The organism is Parabacteroides sp. HGS0025, from assembly GCF_000969845.1.
Classification (GTDB): domain Bacteria; phylum Bacteroidota; class Bacteroidia; order Bacteroidales; family Tannerellaceae; genus Parabacteroides; species Parabacteroides gordonii.
Map to the genome: position 1 here is coordinate 1780170 of NZ_KQ033902.1, position 16394 is coordinate 1796563.

The following is a 16394-nucleotide window of genomic DNA, read 5'->3' on the forward strand; positions in this document are numbered from 1 at the left end:
TCTTTTTGAGGGCACAGCCTGTGCATCTGCAACTGGACTTATCTGCTTTGGATGGATGGATGAATTTATATATCTTTCTTCCGATGTAGAAAAATACAATAATTCCTATAATGGTTACTGCTATATCTTGCCACATAATTCTAATTTATTAAATTAATAATCAAACTCCCCGTCTGATAAACCACAAACGAAACAACCCAAGCCAGCACACACGTATAAATAACTACAAATATTCCCCATTTCCATGAACCAGATTCATTCACGATAGCTGATATTGTCGCTATACAAGGGAAGTAAATGAGAACGAAAAGCATCAGGCTCAAGGCAATAAGTGGAGTAAATACCGGATTGCCTTCAGCATCCAGATCCTGTTTCAGACGTTCGGATAAAGCCTGGCTATCTTCTTCTTCGCCCGTGTATAATACGCTAAGCGTACTTACAACAACTTCTTTAGCCGCCATACCTGTGAGTAGACTGACACTCATTTTCCAGTCAAATCCCAACGGATTGAGTACGGGTTGTATTGTCTGGCCAATCATTCCGATATAAGAACTCTTTTGGTGTTCCATGTTCTTCAGACGTTCCAGTTCTGCAATAGCATCAGTCTTTTCTGCAGAATCCAGTTCTGCATTCTCCACTTCCGCTATTTGCTTGTCGAATACATCTCCTATTTCTGTGTTGCGAGGAAAATATCCCAGGAACCAGATAATAATAGAAGCAACTAAGATGACACCTCCCATTTTGTGAAGATACTGTTTCGCTTTCTCCCACATGTGGATCATGATCGCTTTAGCAGTAGGCATGCGATAGGGAGGAAGCTCCATTACAAACGGAACATCTTCTTCATTGAACAGGAAACGTTTGAACAGCCGGGCCATAATAACAGCCAGGATAATTCCGGTTACATATAGTGCAAGCAACACGAAACTCGCATTATTCGGGAAAAAAGCTGCGGTCAATAAAACATATACCGGCAGACGGGCACTACAACTCATCAGCGGGTTAATCAGCATGGTTATCATCCGGCTATTACGGCTTTCGATTGTACGAGACGCCATAATCGCCGGCACATTACAACCGAATCCCATTACCAATGGAATGAATGATTTTCCATGAAGTCCCATTTTGTGCATGATCTTATCCATGATAAAAGCCGCACGTGCCATATATCCGGAATCTTCCATAAAAGAAATAAACAGATATAATATGAGGATATTAGGCAAGAAAACGATTACACCACCGACTCCGCCAATGATACCGTCTACCAAAAGATCCTTTAAGGGGCCTTCACTCATGTGTGAACGAACGAAATTACCAATTAAGCCCACTAAATCTTCAATCCACCCCATCGGATACTCTCCCAAGCGGAATGTTGCTTCGAACATTATCCACATAAATAAGATGAAGATGGGGAAGCCCAGTACTTTATGAGTGACAAACAAGTCAATGATCTGGGTACTGGTAGCTTCTTTTATTTTGTTTTGTTCGAACGTTTCCCGTAGGGCTCCGGATATAAATCCATAGCGCGCATTTGTAAATGCCGTTTCGCAGTCTTCGAGTAATAACTCTTCGATTTGAGTCACATTGCGATCACGTTCCTGAAGGATTATTTCAGCACATGGTAATGTTTCTATGAAACTTTCAATTTCAGGATCACCTTCCAGTAATTTGATGGAGAGGTAACGTTTTGAAAGACTCTTTGCGATATTTGCATTCTCCTTAATCGCTTTGCGAACGTTTGTAATACCTTTTTCCAACACCTCTCCATAGTTTATATGGATATGCCGGATTACCGGATCTTCTTCTTCATAAACTTTGATGACTCGCTTAAAGAGATCTTCGATACCGAAACCACTTCTACTTACCGTGGGTACGATCGGAGTTCCGATCATGCGTGATAAAGAATCATAATCAAATTTATTGCCTTGTCGTTCCAGTTCATCGTACATATTCAAAGCAATGACAGAACGGACATCCATATCGATAAGCTGGCAAGTCAGATATAAATTTCTTTCCAGGTTGGATGCATCTATAACGTTGATGACTACATCCGGCTGTTCCTCGCTAAGATGTTTACGAACGTACAGTTCTTCCGGTGTATATGCTGATAAAGAATAGGTTCCGGGTAAGTCTACAATCCGGAAAGTATAGCCATCCTGTTGGAATGTACCTTCTTTGGCATCAACCGTAACCCCGCTGTAGTTGCCTACATGCTCATGAGCTCCGGAAGCAAAGTTGAACAAGGATGTTTTTCCACAATTCGGGTTACCAACCAATGCCACATTGATTGTTTTTCCTTTATTGATGGCGATTGCCCGTAAATCTTCGGTGGAAGGAGAAATATAAGAATCTGCAGGACGTTTTTCTATTTCCTGCGAGGCCTGCACTTTGGCATATTCAGCTGCACTGATCACTTCTATCATTGCGGCATCGTTGCGGCGTAATGAAACATCATAACCCATTACCCGATAATGAATAGGGTCTTTAAGTGGGGCATTTTGTATAACGTCCACCTCTTTACCTCTGATAAATCCCATCTCGATAATGCGTTTGCGGAAAGCTCCGCGTCCCATTACCTTAACAATAACACCTTTTTCGCCTGTGTGAAGCTCTGATAATCTCATCTTCTTAAATTCTTGTGCAAAGGTAAAAGTAAAAGCTTGTATAACCAATACCTAAAAATAGGTATTCAACGCGGTGCGTAATATAATTTGTTATTTTTTTATAGTTTTGTAATTCAAAAAAGGAAGATTACCGGAAGTAGTAAAACAAGTATGTTGAATAAAGTGATATTATGTCTCGGTTCAAATCGGGATAAAGAAAGGAATATAGAGTTGGCAGATCAGCTTTTGCGTGATCATTTTGTTTCAATATACTTTTCTGAGGCGGTCTATACCGAACCAATGGATATGCGCAATCCTTCTCTTTTTTTGAATCAGGTGGCTATTGCTTTTACTTCGGAAGAGCCGGATCAGTTAATAGCTATATTCAAGCAGATAGAAAAAAAACTGGGGCGTGCGCCTGAAGATAAACAAAAAGAAAATATTCTTATGGATATCGATTTGTTGCAATGGAATGATCGCGTACTGAAACCTTACGATCTTCAACGTCCGTATATTCAATCAGCTCTCAGGGCGTTGTTTGATGCAGGACAAGAAAATGAAAGGAGCGATCAGAAAACCAACTTTGCCTGACAGGCGGATCAGTAGGTTTATACTTTTACATATAATCGAACTGACTACGCTTCTTCTGTCCGAATTATAAAAACCTTTATCAACTTTCAAAGAGTAATTGTAAGGACTTATCAATGAATGATAATCATTGATTGGAAGAATCCGTTCCGTCCAGTTTCCGCTTGCCGGATCACAGGTATTATGTTTGTCTTTTAATATCGGTAGTTTATTGGCTTTGATAGCTTTGTCTATATCCGGATAGATGAGCCCACGGGTTTGAAGAGTCCATTTCTCTATTTCATCAGTGGAAAGATGTGGATAGTTCTTTTCGATATATGTTTTCCTTAAGGTATAATAGTTAGGTGTTTCAACTGTTCCTGTCTCACTACTATCCATCAATTTATGTAAACGACGTTTTACATACGGATTGAAGGGAGTAGAAGCGGTGGTGAAGATCATTTGTATTTTCCGGTTCAGACCGAAAAGATCTCTGAAGAAAACTTCCAGATCATAAACATGTTCAATCAAATCTGTAGCAATTAATAAATCCGGTTGAACGTTATTTTTATTGCACCAGTCGGCAAGCGTATCTGAATTACCGTGTAAAATAATATCCGGCCCAACGCCTGTCTCTTTCTTTAATACCTGAATCGTTTCTACCGATTTAGGATTAAGATCAAGATAAATAACTTTGCCAACTCCGGCTGATTTGGCGAGGATGCTGAGAAATCCGCTTCCTCCTCCGTAGTCAACCAAAATTGCATTTTCAGGAGAACAATTAATGATATTGAAGCCTTTTGACAGGCAGGCACTATAGATCTTCATATAATAATCCATCGCCGGCTTCAGATTGCTTATATACTGTTTGTTATAGTCGCTGATAGGAAGTTGATCATAGTCAATTTCCTGCAAACGTGCTGATAACGAACGGGCAATATGTGATAAGTCATGCTTTTTCATAGATCATTTTATAAAGTCGTTCCCCTTGTTGATGGTTGGAATAAGTAGGGAACAGAAATTCTTTTCTTTTCTCAATTAACTCCTGGGTCATAGGCTGCTTCATTAAACTGTTACAGGTCTTTATCATTTCTTCCGGAGTGTTGGCTATATGGCACAAAGGATCCAATCCGCTGCCTGTAACCATTTTCTGGTTTACGATTGTATATCTGCCGCCAAAGAGACTGTTCAGTAATTTAAGTTTTAAGCCTGTGTCCTGGAATGTAATCAGCATGTGGATCTGAGCTTCGTGAGTCAGGTAATCCATACGTTCGTCGGATGGGTTTGCTTCTATTGTGATGTTGGAATAGGGAGCCGCCGCTTCCAGTAGAGCGGATGGCGGGTTCATTCCGGCGATGATACAAGGACAATCCAGCTTACAGAATACATTCTTTATCAGGAACAAAGCCGCCTGTGAATTCTCCGTTACAGATAATTTCCCATGATACAAAACGAAATCAGACGATCCCGTTTTTACTGATATCTGATCATTGATGTGGAAGCTCGGCATATATTCCACTTTCTTATCAGGGAATATTTTACGCAGATAATCTGTATCGGTAACAGAAACAACAATCATCAGGTCTGCATGTTTTAATATATCCTGATATCGTTCGAAGCGCCAGGCTTCTACCAGAAAAAAATACTTCTTGATCAGATTGGTTTCCGCTTTGGCTAAGTGACGGTAATAGTCATGTTCGATATTACTTTCTCTGTATATCTTCATCCGTCCCTGCAATTGCGGGTGATTTATATAGTAGCAGGAATGTAGGCCGTCAAATAATATAGGATAATCATTCTGCAAAAGATTTTTCAGCAGCTCCGGATCTTTCCTGCTGAATACATTGTATGGCAATAAAGTAACATTCGCCAATAATCCGGTCTTTCGCTTATAATAGTAAACCTTTTCGCATAAAGCTTCCAGTTCTTTGGAGCGGGGACGTTCATATTCAAAACAGTGCAGGATGATCTTTACACCACATCTGTGTAGAGCCAACATTTTATAATAAACATCGATCACTCCGCCATAATTGGCCGGCCAGGGAATATTGAATGCAACTATATTGATATATTTATCCATGAGTTTTTATCTTTTCGAATATATGTATGAATTGTTTTGCCTGCTCTTCGCGCGAAAAACGAAGTAACTTACTTTTGTCTATCGGCGAAGATGTATACCCTTTCTCTTTCCATTCTTTATAATAAGATTTCAGGAAACGGCAAACCTCTTTTGTATTGGTTGCTGCAAGCCCGGCATTGGTATCATGGATAGCCGCTGCCAGATGGCTTTCGTCGCTTCGGACACAAAGTATCGGTTTCTCTACAGCCAGCGATTCAAAGAACTTCGTGGTCATGATTCCTTTAGGGCCGGTTCCTTCAGCCCTGTTGGTCAGTAGCAATAGGACAGAACTATTATTTAATATGGATGGGATCTCGGATGCCGGTACGTATCCTTTGAAATCCATATATGATAAGACTCCATATTTTTTAGCTTCCTCGGTGATGATTTTCCGGGAAGCATCATCTACATACCAATAGACCCGGCAATCTTTTTCTGTAAAAAACTTCTCTGCAGATAGGGTCGCCAATGCATCCAACAGCAGGCTGGGATCACGCATTGCGGTGCTGAGTAACCTGCCCGTATAAGTAATGATAAACTGATCGGTCGTTTTTTGTTCCGGATAAAACAATTCCGGATCGAAACCATTGTAGATCAGTTCTACTTTCGGATTATATTGTTTTAAAACAGCCACATGCCAGGGGGAAATAGTTGTTACATAACCGGCCTTTTCCAATACCCGGTTCCTGTCACGAAGGCTCTTCCGCTTAAAGATCGAAACAAACAGTTTGTTAAATCCGCAAAACGAAGGTAATGCATGAGAAATAAATTCATCACCTGTATACTGTTCAATAACATCCCTTAAATCAACCACTAGAGGTAGTTTATATTTATCGGCAACCTTTTGTGCAGCCGGTAATGGGAAAGTACGGAAACTACTACATAATATCAGGTCGAACTTATTTTCTTTAACCAGCTTCCGGGCTGCATTATACATGCGGATGTCTTTATAACCGAAACAAAGATCGAGTAAAAGCGTACTGATCCACTGGAGTTTCTTTACAACCGGATTCTTTGCCGTATAGTAATTAACATAGGTAACCCGATCTTTTCCTGCGAGAAAAGTAAAAGTTTTCTCATCGACGGCTTCCGTCAGAATGACCGGTTTCCAACCATGAAGCTTAAGATACTTACATAAGTACCCCATGCGCGGGCCGAAAGCCGGCGGAAAAAGGTCGCAGATGATTAGTACTTTCTTCATAACAAACCAATGATTTTATCTGAAGCATTGCCGGTTCCGTATTCCGGGATTTCTATCCGGGCAGGTTCGTTCTCCAGACAATGCAGAATATCCTGTTTTTTATATCCGGCGATCTGGTTCCATCCGGCTTCGACAGTCTCCACCCATTCTGTTTCATCCCGTAAAGTAATACAGGGAGTATGATGGAAATAAGCTTCTTTCTGTACACCGCCTGAGTCTGTCAGGATTGTGGCGGCATGTTTCTCCAGCATCACCATATCTAAAAAGCTGATCGGTGGGATGATGCGGATACTTTCTTGCTTTTCCAGAGGAGAAAGCATTTTATATTTTTCCAGGCAATTCCGTGTACGGGGATGCAGGGGGAGGACAGTCGGGAAAGACGGAGACGAAATCTCTGTCAATGCGTCGATTATCTCGGATATGCGTTCCCTGTTATCTGTATTTTCAGCCCGATGAACGGTACAAAGCCTGAATTGTTTACTGTTAAGATGTTGCTGGGATAGTATCTGCGATGACTTATCAGCCAGCTTACCGAACAACAGGGCTGCATCATACATCACATCACCGACATGATGCACGCCTTGCTGTATATTTTCATTTGCCAGATGCTTAACGGCCGCAAAAGTCGGACAGCAAAGCAAAGTTGCCATGTGATCCGTTAAAATTCGGTTGATCTCTTCCGGCATCTGTTTGTTGAAACTGCGTAAACCCGCTTCCACATGGATGACAGGTATATGAAGTTTAGACGCAGCCAACGCTCCGGCTAATGTAGAATTGGTATCACCATATACCAGCACATAGTCCGGAAGTGTATCGAGTAATATCTTTTCGATCTCAATAAGCATGCGGCCGGTCATTTCCCCATGTGTCCCGTTTCCGCATTGCAGCTGCCAGATCGGTTGAGGAATACCCATGCTATTGAAAAAGATGTCGCTCATATTAGCATCGTAATGCTGTCCTGTGTGAAGAAGAAGTTCTTCAATAGGAGAAGCATTATTCTTATTATGTTCCAGAATCGCCCGGCTTACCATAGCCGCCTTTACGAATTGAGGCCTGGCACCGACAATAGTAACAATTTTCATTTTCTTGCGAGTTCGTTTAATAAATGGCTGTAAAGCTTTCTTAAATAACTATCTGTGTTTTCCTGTGCACTGGTATTATGCCACAGAAGGGTTAACTCTCCACCGGCATTTTTCACCTGCTCGACTAAATTCATACTGTAGGTGAAAGCTTCATCCTGATTTAATCCCATATATTTTTTTTCTTCCAAAGAGCATTCCATCAATGTCAATGGATGGAGCCAGATAGAAGATAAACGGCGGTTGACGGGGTTGATCCATCGTACCGGATAACTGGTTCCTAATCTGAAACCGGCTATATCTGCGTATCCCATTGTAAAATCGTCTGTAATTCCAGCCGCTTCCAGTTGCGTCATATCCTCCGGTTCACGGCTGGCCAGGAAATGATGCCGGTTGCAGCGTATGCTCTTACCCGCATTTTCTTCCAGTATTGTTTTCTCTTTCCCGATAAGGGTGGGAGTGATGCCCGCCTGATAACTACTGTGTAACCCTATGGTCATACCATTGGATAGAACCGTTTGTATCAGTTGGCATATATCCTTGTTGCGTAAGCTGTAGTGAGGTTTATCCTGTTTGCATTTACCTCCGCTACGGACGAAAAGGATAGATTTGCATATCTCTTTCCCCACCTGATCTTGAAGTATTTTATTCTGTTGGAACATCCAGGGGAATGTGTAATACGGATCGTTTTCGACCGGGCCGCATTTTCCCCGGATGGATTTACTTAACCCTCTTCCGTCTTTGAGGGAACGGATAAAACCTTTCCAGGAACGGTAAAGAGTCGGTGCATCCAGATCGTGTGTCAGATAAATATGTTGTATCTGTTTTTTTATGTCAGGCACCCGAAGCCCGTACCGTTGCAACCAACTGCGTAATAAAAGCCTGTATTCGTCGACGATTGGGCGGTGAAGAAATCCTGCCCGGTAAGGTAAAGATTGTTTTCCGGGAAAACGCCCGTGCTCATCCCGTTCGTTCCGTTGGATTATTTCTTCGTAACGGGTAATGAGAAAGTATGTGCTTGCAACGATGTCAGCGTGAATGACCATCGTATCGCCTACCTGTTCTATTTGAGGAGTCCCGAACAGGAGAGGAGTCCCTTCTATTTCTTGTAACGGCAGTTTAGGTAGGGAAGCCGGCGTTCCGTATATATGATTGTTGAAGAAACCGGACGGAACGATCACTATACTGTAGCGGTCATACAATTTCCTGTTTGCCGTGTATCCGATAGCGGCAATCACCCTCCCGGAGATATCTTCCCCCAAAAGGAAACGTATTATATAATGTAAAGTGCGATCGTTCATTTCCATTTCGTTAACTTCAGCCAGGCTTTATATAATAAACTCAGATTTCCTTTGGTTATTGTGAAGAAAGGGGTTTGAATTGCCCCGAATTCACGAAAAAAGCGTTCAACACCAGGAATCATCGAGCCTTCGAAGTCGAATAGGTCTGTATATTGGGCGGTAAAACGGATGCCTTCCCATAAAATAAGGCTATGTGCACCCGATGCCCGTAATTCGGGATCACCTCCTCCGGCCAGGTAATAAGCGGAACTTTCCTGCCAGGCGATAAAAGCCACGGCGTGCAGATTCCCCTTGTCATCATAAGCTCCCCAAAGATCGCCCTGGTTGCGTTGCCGGCAGACGGCTATGATATTCTTCAGTATCTCAAGTTCTTTAGGAGCCGGTAATTGCTGGCGTTTAAATGTCAGAGCCTGAACTCTCAGGAAGTCATCGACAGGGATGCCTTTCTTTACAGTGATGTTATACTTTTCTTTTGCTTTTGTGATGTTCCGGCGGATATTAGAACTCATATTTTCCCATACAACTTGCTCGTCTTTGATATTCTTCAGCAGGTAAGTATAGCGGGTTGTCTGTTTATATCCTTCCCAGTAAAACGGTAGCCAGTCTGTTATCCGGTAGTTGAAATGTTGCAGGAAATGAGGATATTTTTTCAGAGCGTCTGTAAACTCCTTGCAGATAGCCTGGTGTCTTCCCAACGTCCGGGTATATTTGGCATCCTGAGCTTCCGGGGCAAACCACGGGCCCATCGTCTGGGTGAAAGGGGGCATTGAAATAATCCCCCGGTGCGGAATATAGATTGGAAATGAGGCCTGTATTTTCTCTTTTTCTTCAACCAGCAAGACATCCCATAAGGTTTCGCCGCAAGCAGCATCCAACCACCAATCCCTCGAAAACAGAGGTAGGCTTGTTTCCTTACTACAAAGTTGGCGATATTTGTCTTTGTTAGTCATATTATAAGGTTAGAAAATAGTAAATCCCCGATATCTATGGTTTATATGAAGTGTGACGAAGACCGGGGAAAGGTCTTCGTCACACGTTACATACTACATATAATTATATGTAAGAATATTATGCTTTTAAAGCTTCAAATATCAGACCCGACAGCTCCTCTGCCAATTCCGGGTTGTCATTAATCAGCTGTTTGGCTGCATCACGTCCTTGTCCCAGCTTTGTCTCATTATAGCTGTACCATGAACCGCTTTTCTTGATGATGTTCAGTTCTGCTCCCAAGTCGACGATTTCACCTGCTTTAGAGATACCTTCGCCAAACATGATGTCGAACTCAGCCTTGCGGAAAGGAGGTGCCACTTTATTCTTCACCACTTTCACGCGAACCTGATTACCTTTCATTTCGTCTCCGTCTTTCAACGTTCCGATCTTACGGATATCCAAACGTACGGAAGCGTAGAACTTCAGTGCGTTACCACCGGTAGTCGTTTCCGGGTTTCCGAACATAACACCGATCTTATCACGTAATTGGTTGATAAAGATACAAGTCGTGTTCGTCTTATTGATTGTTCCGGTCAGTTTACGCAACGCCTGAGACATCAAACGAGCTTGCAGACCCATTTTGCTGTCACCCATATCGCCTTCAATTTCAGCTTTCGGTGTCAGGGCGGCAACAGAGTCGATCACGATAATGTCTACCGCAGAAGAACGGATCAGCTGTTCCGCAATTTCCAACGCCTGCTCACCATTGTCCGGTTGAGAGATCCAGAGGTTTTCTACATCCACACCTAACTTTTCAGCATAGAAGCGGTCGAAAGCATGTTCCGCATCGATAAAAGCGGCGATACCGCCTTTTTTCTGTGCTTCGGCGATTGCATGGATTGCCAGCGTCGTCTTACCGGATGATTCCGGCCCGTATATTTCAATTACACGTCCTTTTGGATAACCGCCAACACCTAATGCAGCATTCAGGGCGATAGATCCGGTAGGAATTACTTCAATGTTCTCAATGCTTTCGTCACCCAGCTTCATGATAGAACCTTTTCCGTAGTTCTTTTCAATCTTATCCATTGCGGCGCGAAGCGCTTTCAACTTGTCGGCATTTACTGCCGGCTTACCGTCTGCTGCTTTTGCGTCCGGTGTTTTTCCTTCTTCAAATAAATTTTCTTCTTTTGCCATCCCTTTTATGAATTAAGGATTTGATTTGCATGGTCTTTAGTTTTCACCTCTTTCGGACCGATTATCTTCTCGATGATTCCATCTTCGTTGATAATAAAGGTGGTGCGAAGCGTCCCCATGTATGAACGTCCGTACAATTTCTTTTCGGCCCATACGCCAAATGCTTGTTGCAGGGCTGTGTCCGTGTCAGCGATCAGGTTGAAAGGCAGTTCCTGCTTGGCAATAAATCCCTGATGGGATTTTGCGCTGTCTTTACTCACCCCGACCACTTCGTAACCGGCTGCCTGTAATGCCTTGTAGCCGTCACGCAGGCTGCAAGCTTCCGCCGTACAGCCGCTGGTATTGTCTTTGGGGTAGAAGTAAAGTGCTAACTTCTTACCTTTAAAATCGCTGAGTTTTATTTCATTTCCGTTCTGATCGAGCCCCAATACTTCGGGCGCTTTGTCTCCTACTTGTAATGCCATATTATAGTTCCAGGTCTACGTTAAACATTTCATGCCAGGGCAGACCCTGTTCGTTCAGTTCTTTCATGAATGGATCGGGATCGAATTCTTCCACATTCCATACACCCGGTTTCTTCCATACGCCTTGCATAAACAGCTTGGCGCCGATCATGGCCGGAACACCGGTCGTATAACTTACGCCCTGTGCACCTGTTTCCTTGTAAGCAGCTTCGTGACTACAGTTATTATATACGTAGTAAGTCTGTTCCTTGCCATCCTTGATACCGCGGATACGGCAACCGATGGAAGTCTCGCCCGTATAGTTTTCTCCCAGATCACCCGGGTTAGGCAATACGGCTTTGAGGAACTGGATAGGAACGATCTCCTGGCCGTTGTACATTATCGGGTCGATACGCGACATACCGATATTTTGTATCACACGCAGGTGAGTCAGATATTCCTGTCCGAATGTCATCCAGAAACGGGCACGTTTGATGGTCGGGAAGTTCTTTGTCAGGCTTTCCAGTTCTTCATGATACATCAGGTATGATTCGCGTGGGCCTACGTTCGGGTAATTGATCGGTTGATGAACTGTCAGAGGATCTGTCTCCAGCCATTTACCGTCTTCATAATATTTACCACGTTGAGTGATCTCGCGGATATTAATTTCCGGATTGAAGTTCGTTGCGAATGCCTTGTGGTGGTCTCCTGCGTTGCAGTCTACGATATCCAGATATTGAATTTCATCGAAATGGTGTTTCGCTGCATAAGCTGTATATACACCCGTTACACCCGGATCAAATCCGCAACCCAGGATAGCTGTCAGGCCGGCCTTTTCGAAACGGTCTTTATAAGCCCACTGCCAGCTATATTCATATTTAGCTTCGTCCAGCGGTTCGTAGTTGGCAGTGTCGAGATAACTCACACCGTAAGCCAGACAGGCGTCCATGATGGAGAGGTCCTGATAAGGTAAAGCCAGGTTGATAACCAACTCGGGCTTGAAGTCATTAAACAATGCAACGAGTTCGTCCACATTATCTGCATTGACCTGTGCTGTCTTTATTTTTACATTCTTAATATCAGCAGCGATCTGGTCGCACTTGCTTTTCGTGCGGCTAGCCAGCATGATATCGGTAAAAACATCGGCATTCATCGCGATCTTTTTAACAGCAACGGTACTTACGCCCCCGGCACCAATAACTAATACTCTTCCCATTTACAAATAGAATTAATCTTGTTAATATACAGTTTACAAGGTTTTAAACCAAAGGACAAATATACGATTTATCTTTGGAATAAATTCTATCAGTAGCGTAAAAACAATTGTCTGCCCCGAAGGCTACGGACAACTAGCTGCCAACTCCCGGTAAACTAATATTTTCCTCTCTTATTATTAGTTCAAAAGATTGTTATAAGTTTTCTTTTGGGCATGCTGGAAATTAATTTTGAGCATGCATGAATTTAATTTTGAGCTAGCCCGAAATTGATTTTGAGCAAGCTCAAAAGAATAAAAGTAAAGGAGGAAAATAATAAAAGGTAAGGACAAAAAAGTTAAGATACTACTACTTCTTTGTTAGTTTCTGCCGGGCTTGTTCCCTCTGCTATGTTCTTACCTGATGCAGCGTTTGTAAATGAAACGGCATCTTACCTTGTATAATAGATCATGTCAGGATAAATATTAAAGTTAAAGTATATATAAATGCTTGATCCTTATTGGGAACGTGTTATATTTGTATGTAGAATGCATTATTTTTATAGTTATTAAGAATGTGCGTTTAAACCCTGACGATGGAAACAGAGTCTAAACAATAGAATAAATATATAATGTAGAGGAGAAACGAATATGAAACCCATGAAATTAACATCTTTAGTGGTGATGCTTCTGGTAGCCTTCAGTGCTGCTGCCCAGGAGGAGTTCTTTGATGATGTGTATTTCTCTTCCAGTAAAGACAAAAAGAAAGAAAAGACAGAAGAGAAGGTTATACAACCCAAACAACAGGAGGAAACGAAGACATCATCGGGAATAGTATTGGCATCGGCCTCCGATTCCAATTCCAATAGTTCCGCATACGACGAGAATCGTGATGTAGACGAATATAATCGCAGATATACATCTGTGGATGTAGAAGAACCGTACGATGAAGATATGGATGAAGAAGACGGCACTTATATCGAGGAACTGCCTGATAACAATCAGAAGGTTACGAAACAAAAGGAGCGTCGTTCCGATTCGGAATATACCGAACGTATTGTTCGTTATCATTCACCGAGTAAGATCACGATTGCCGGTGCAGATCAGGTGGATTTGTATCTGAGTGACGGATATTACAGCTATGGTTATGATACGGATTACTCCGACGGCAATGCCAATGTGAATGTCAATATCAACATGGGCAATAGCTGGGGAGGCTGGTATTCTCCGTGGTATAACAACTGGTATGATCCCTGGTATAGTTATAGTCCTTGGTGGACTTACTCATCCTGGTATGGCCCCCGTTGGGGATTCGGCTGGGGATGGGGCGGTTTCTATGCCGGCTGGAGTAGTCCCTGGTACGGTGGTTATTACGGTCCCGGCTATTGGGGCGGTGGTTACTGGGGTGGAGGCTACTGGGGAGGTGGCTATTACGGACACCATCACCATCATTATTATAGCCCATACAACTATTCATCACGCGGACGTTCGACATCTAGCCGTTATACAACCGGAAGAAATTCTTCCAGTCGCTATAACTCGACTTCATCCGGACGTGCAGTATCCAATAGGTCGTCGAACCGTGCATCTTCTTTAAGAAGTGAAAGCAACCGCACGAGCAGTTCAAGAGGATTGAGTTCTGACCGTTATTCAACTCGTTCATCATCATCAGTAAGAGGTGAAGGAACAAGCAGCAGCATTCGTTCAAGCAGAGGAACTTCTTCCAGTCGGGTACAATCGGAAGGAACAGTTCGCACACGTCCTGCTACCCGTCGAAGCGACTATAGTAGTGGTTCATCTACACGCTCTTCTTCCGGTATTCAGGCAAGTCCGTCTACAAGAAGTAGCAGTACACGTTCAAGTTACAGCAACTCCGCATCTTCAAGAAGCCAGAGTACATATTCTGCTCCGTCAAGAAGTAGCAGCAGTAGCCGTAGCAGTGGATCGTTCAGTAGCGGAAGCAGCAGTAGTAGCCGTTCAAGTGGCGGTGGTGGCGGTCGTTCAGGTGGACGCAGATAATGAGAGAGATAATATAATTATAGTATAAGGGCCTGTATCCGTACATGTGCCCTTATATATTTAAGGTATTAGAAATAACAGAAACGATGAAAAGAATAACGTGCTTATTTATATCGGCATTTTTCCTGGCCGGTGGTGTCGCATATGCACAAGGTGAAATGGATGCATACAAAATGTCTCAGACCGATTTGAACGGTACTGCCCGCTATTTGGGTATGAGTGGGGCTTTCGGTGCATTAGGTGGGGATATATCGTCTATGTCTACTAACCCGGCAGGGTTGGGGATATATCGTAGTTCGGAGGTGGTAACTACGATAAGTCTTTCGTCAATAAAAGCCAATACAAACTGGAATGGTTCGAAAGCGGATGAGAGCAAGACAAGGTTTAACTTTGACAATATTGCTTATGTGGGTTATTTCCCAACCGGAAATGATGAAGGTATCGTAGGATGGAATCTGGGTATCTCTTATAATCGCGTAAAGAGCTTTAACCGTACTTATCGGATGAATGGGGCACAAGACTTTTCGCTGGCTGATTATGTGGCTGATTTAGCATATGGTGTAAAGCCGGGTGACTTTAAGCCAGAGGGGGGGTATGATCCTTATTTTAATTCGAATATATCTTGGCTTGCAATTTTAGGAAGTGATGCAGGTTTTATAGATCCATATGATGGGAAGAATGAATATCACTCAGCATTTGGAGAGCAAGGTGCTGATGGTTGGCGGCCTGCTATCCCTCAAAATGTGGATTTGCTAGTGAATGAAAAAGGTTCTATTGGTCAGTATAATTTCTCATTTGCAACAAATATTTCGGACCTTGTCTTTCTGGGGGCAACAGTTGCTGTAACTGATATGGACTATAGTTTGAATACCAGTTATGCAGAGGATTTTACTAGAACAGAGTGGTTGACATTGGATAATGGTCTTACTACAAGCGGAACAGGGTATGCATTTAATCTTGGTGCTATTGTTCGTCCGACAGATTTTCTTCGTTTGGGTGTTGCCTATAATTCTCCGACATGGTATAAACTGACTGATTATTTTCATGGAGACGCAACAACTACGATAAATGGGGAAGAATGGAAAAATAATACACCGGACTATCAGTCGGGAAGTTATCATCTTCGTACTCCGGATCGTTGGATTTTCAGTGCTGCTGGTGTAGGTAAAAACTTTCTGGTAAGTGTCGATTATGAATTGACAAATTACAAGAGAATGAATCTGAACGATTTGGATGGAAACGACCTGCAGAGTACAGATGATATAAAGAAGGACTTTGGTATGTCTGGCACATTAAAAGTCGGTGCCGAGGTGAAGATTACTCCTCAGTTCTCTGTACGTGCCGGAACTTTATGGAGAACATCTCCGATGAAACAGCATGTGAAAGATGGAATTTCTCCACAGAAAGCTGATGGAACTTATTATGCCGATGCAGTAGGTATTGTTGGTACTATACCTAATTATACAGTGGATAAAGGTACTAATTCTTATTCTATTGGTCTGGGATACCGTTTTACTCCGAGTTTCTATGTTGATCTGGCATGTGTATATCGTGAATATAAGGAAGATGCTTATGCATTCCCAAGTACATTCCGGGAAAATGGAGAAGTATTTGTTAAATCCGATCCCGCTTCACTTAAGACAAAGACAACCCAGGTTGCTTTAACTTTGGGTTATAAGTTCTAAAAATATAGTTTGTTAGCAAATGTCCCCTGTTTGTACATAAAACGTACAGGCAGGGGAC

General features: G+C 42.7%; 13 protein-coding genes. 3 read left to right on the forward strand and 10 right to left on the reverse strand.

The genetic code is table 11. The features are described 5' to 3' along the window. Positions 1-140 precede the first annotated feature (140 nt). Entirely contained in the window at positions 141-2624 is a 2484-nt protein-coding gene (gene feoB / locus HMPREF1212_RS06780; protein ID WP_046148856.1) for a ferrous iron transport protein B, read from the reverse strand. 150 nt (positions 2625-2774) lie between these two features. On the opposite strand from feoB, the gene HMPREF1212_RS06785 reads away from it, so the two are divergent. Beyond that, positions 2775-3194, forward strand: coding sequence for a 2-amino-4-hydroxy-6-hydroxymethyldihydropteridine diphosphokinase (locus HMPREF1212_RS06785; RefSeq protein ID WP_046148857.1), 420 nt, complete (start codon positions 2775-2777; stop codon positions 3192-3194). On the opposite strand, the gene HMPREF1212_RS06790 is transcribed toward HMPREF1212_RS06785, so the two are convergent. From HMPREF1212_RS06790 to HMPREF1212_RS06830, 9 genes are all read right to left on the reverse strand, one after another. Next, entirely contained in the window at positions 3123-4133 is a 1011-nt protein-coding gene (locus HMPREF1212_RS06790; RefSeq protein WP_046148858.1) for a class I SAM-dependent methyltransferase, read from the reverse strand. The genes HMPREF1212_RS06785 and HMPREF1212_RS06790 overlap by 72 nt on opposite strands. Then, positions 4120-5250, reverse strand: coding sequence for a glycosyltransferase (locus HMPREF1212_RS06795; RefSeq protein WP_028728553.1), 1131 nt, complete (start codon positions 5248-5250; stop codon positions 4120-4122). Before HMPREF1212_RS06795 ends, HMPREF1212_RS06790 begins: the two co-directional genes overlap by 14 nt. Further along, positions 5243-6490 (reverse strand): glycosyltransferase, encoded by a 1248-nt coding sequence (locus HMPREF1212_RS06800; RefSeq protein ID WP_046148859.1) that lies wholly within the window; start codon positions 6488-6490, stop codon positions 5243-5245. The genes HMPREF1212_RS06795 and HMPREF1212_RS06800 overlap by 8 nt, the downstream gene beginning before the upstream one ends. After that, positions 6487-7572, reverse strand: coding sequence for a non-hydrolyzing UDP-N-acetylglucosamine 2-epimerase (wecB, locus tag HMPREF1212_RS06805; RefSeq protein WP_046148860.1), 1086 nt, complete (start codon positions 7570-7572; stop codon positions 6487-6489). Before wecB ends, HMPREF1212_RS06800 begins: the two co-directional genes overlap by 4 nt. After that, positions 7569-8870, reverse strand: a complete 1302-nt coding sequence (locus HMPREF1212_RS06810; RefSeq protein WP_046150266.1) for a UDP-2,3-diacetamido-2,3-dideoxy-alpha-D-glucuronate deacetylase VimE — start codon at positions 8868-8870, stop codon at positions 7569-7571. The genes wecB and HMPREF1212_RS06810 overlap by 4 nt, the downstream gene beginning before the upstream one ends. Beyond that, positions 8867-9820 carry a GNAT family N-acetyltransferase gene (locus HMPREF1212_RS06815; RefSeq protein ID WP_046148861.1) on the reverse strand — a complete coding sequence of 318 codons (954 nt, stop codon included), beginning with the start codon at positions 9818-9820 and terminating at the stop codon, positions 8867-8869. The genes HMPREF1212_RS06810 and HMPREF1212_RS06815 overlap by 4 nt, the downstream gene beginning before the upstream one ends. A 118-nt stretch (positions 9821-9938) precedes the next feature. Further along, the gene (gene recA / locus HMPREF1212_RS06820) at positions 9939-10997 is read right to left on the reverse strand and encodes a recombinase RecA (protein WP_028728548.1); all 1059 of its coding nucleotides are present in this window, start codon (positions 10995-10997) and stop codon (positions 9939-9941) included. Positions 10998-11002: 5 nt separating this feature from the next. Further along, the gene (gene bcp, locus HMPREF1212_RS06825) at positions 11003-11461 is read right to left on the reverse strand and encodes a thioredoxin-dependent thiol peroxidase (RefSeq protein ID WP_046148862.1); all 459 of its coding nucleotides are present in this window, start codon (positions 11459-11461) and stop codon (positions 11003-11005) included. A gap of 1 nt (position 11462) precedes the next feature. Then, positions 11463-12656, reverse strand: a complete 1194-nt coding sequence (locus tag HMPREF1212_RS06830) for a saccharopine dehydrogenase family protein (RefSeq protein ID WP_028728546.1) — start codon at positions 12654-12656, stop codon at positions 11463-11465. A 627-nt stretch (positions 12657-13283) separates the two neighbouring features. Between HMPREF1212_RS06830 and HMPREF1212_RS06835 the strand changes: the two genes are divergently transcribed. Together HMPREF1212_RS06835 and HMPREF1212_RS06840 are read left to right on the forward strand one after the other, a co-directional pair. Beyond that, complete coding sequence (locus HMPREF1212_RS06835; RefSeq protein ID WP_046148863.1) at positions 13284-14651, forward strand: hypothetical protein; 1368 nt, start codon at positions 13284-13286, stop codon at positions 14649-14651. Between the two features lie 86 nt (positions 14652-14737). Beyond that, positions 14738-16336, forward strand: a complete 1599-nt coding sequence (locus tag HMPREF1212_RS06840; RefSeq protein ID WP_046148864.1) for an OmpP1/FadL family transporter — start codon at positions 14738-14740, stop codon at positions 16334-16336. Positions 16337-16394: the final 58 nt, after the last annotated feature.

Bases quoted from the DNA above. Each gene is read 5' to 3' on its own strand.
- feoB (WP_046148856.1), bottom strand. From the start codon at position 2,624: ATGAGATTATCAGAGCTTCACACAGGCGAAAAAGGTGTTATTGTTAAG.
- HMPREF1212_RS06785 (WP_046148857.1), top strand. From the start codon at position 2,775: ATGTTGAATAAAGTGATATTATGTCTCGGTTCAAATCGGGATAAAGAA.
- HMPREF1212_RS06790 (WP_046148858.1), bottom strand. From the start codon at position 4,133: ATGAAAAAGCATGACTTATCACATATTGCCCGTTCGTTATCAGCACGT.
- HMPREF1212_RS06795 (WP_028728553.1), bottom strand. From the start codon at position 5,250: ATGGATAAATATATCAATATAGTTGCATTCAATATTCCCTGGCCGGCC.
- HMPREF1212_RS06800 (WP_046148859.1), bottom strand. From the start codon at position 6,490: ATGAAGAAAGTACTAATCATCTGCGACCTTTTTCCGCCGGCTTTCGGC.
- wecB (WP_046148860.1), bottom strand. From the start codon at position 7,572: ATGAAAATTGTTACTATTGTCGGTGCCAGGCCTCAATTCGTAAAGGCG.
- HMPREF1212_RS06810 (WP_046150266.1), bottom strand. From the start codon at position 8,870: ATGAACGATCGCACTTTACATTATATAATACGTTTCCTTTTGGGGGAA.
- HMPREF1212_RS06815 (WP_046148861.1), bottom strand. From the start codon at position 9,820: ATGACTAACAAAGACAAATATCGCCAACTTTGTAGTAAGGAAACAAGC.
- recA (WP_028728548.1), bottom strand. From the start codon at position 10,997: ATGGCAAAAGAAGAAAATTTATTTGAAGAAGGAAAAACACCGGACGCA.
- bcp (WP_046148862.1), bottom strand. From the start codon at position 11,461: ATGGCATTACAAGTAGGAGACAAAGCGCCCGAAGTATTGGGGCTCGAT.
- HMPREF1212_RS06830 (WP_028728546.1), bottom strand. From the start codon at position 12,656: ATGGGAAGAGTATTAGTTATTGGTGCCGGGGGCGTAAGTACCGTTGCT.
- HMPREF1212_RS06835 (WP_046148863.1), top strand. From the start codon at position 13,284: ATGAAACCCATGAAATTAACATCTTTAGTGGTGATGCTTCTGGTAGCC.
- HMPREF1212_RS06840 (WP_046148864.1), top strand. From the start codon at position 14,738: ATGAAAAGAATAACGTGCTTATTTATATCGGCATTTTTCCTGGCCGGT.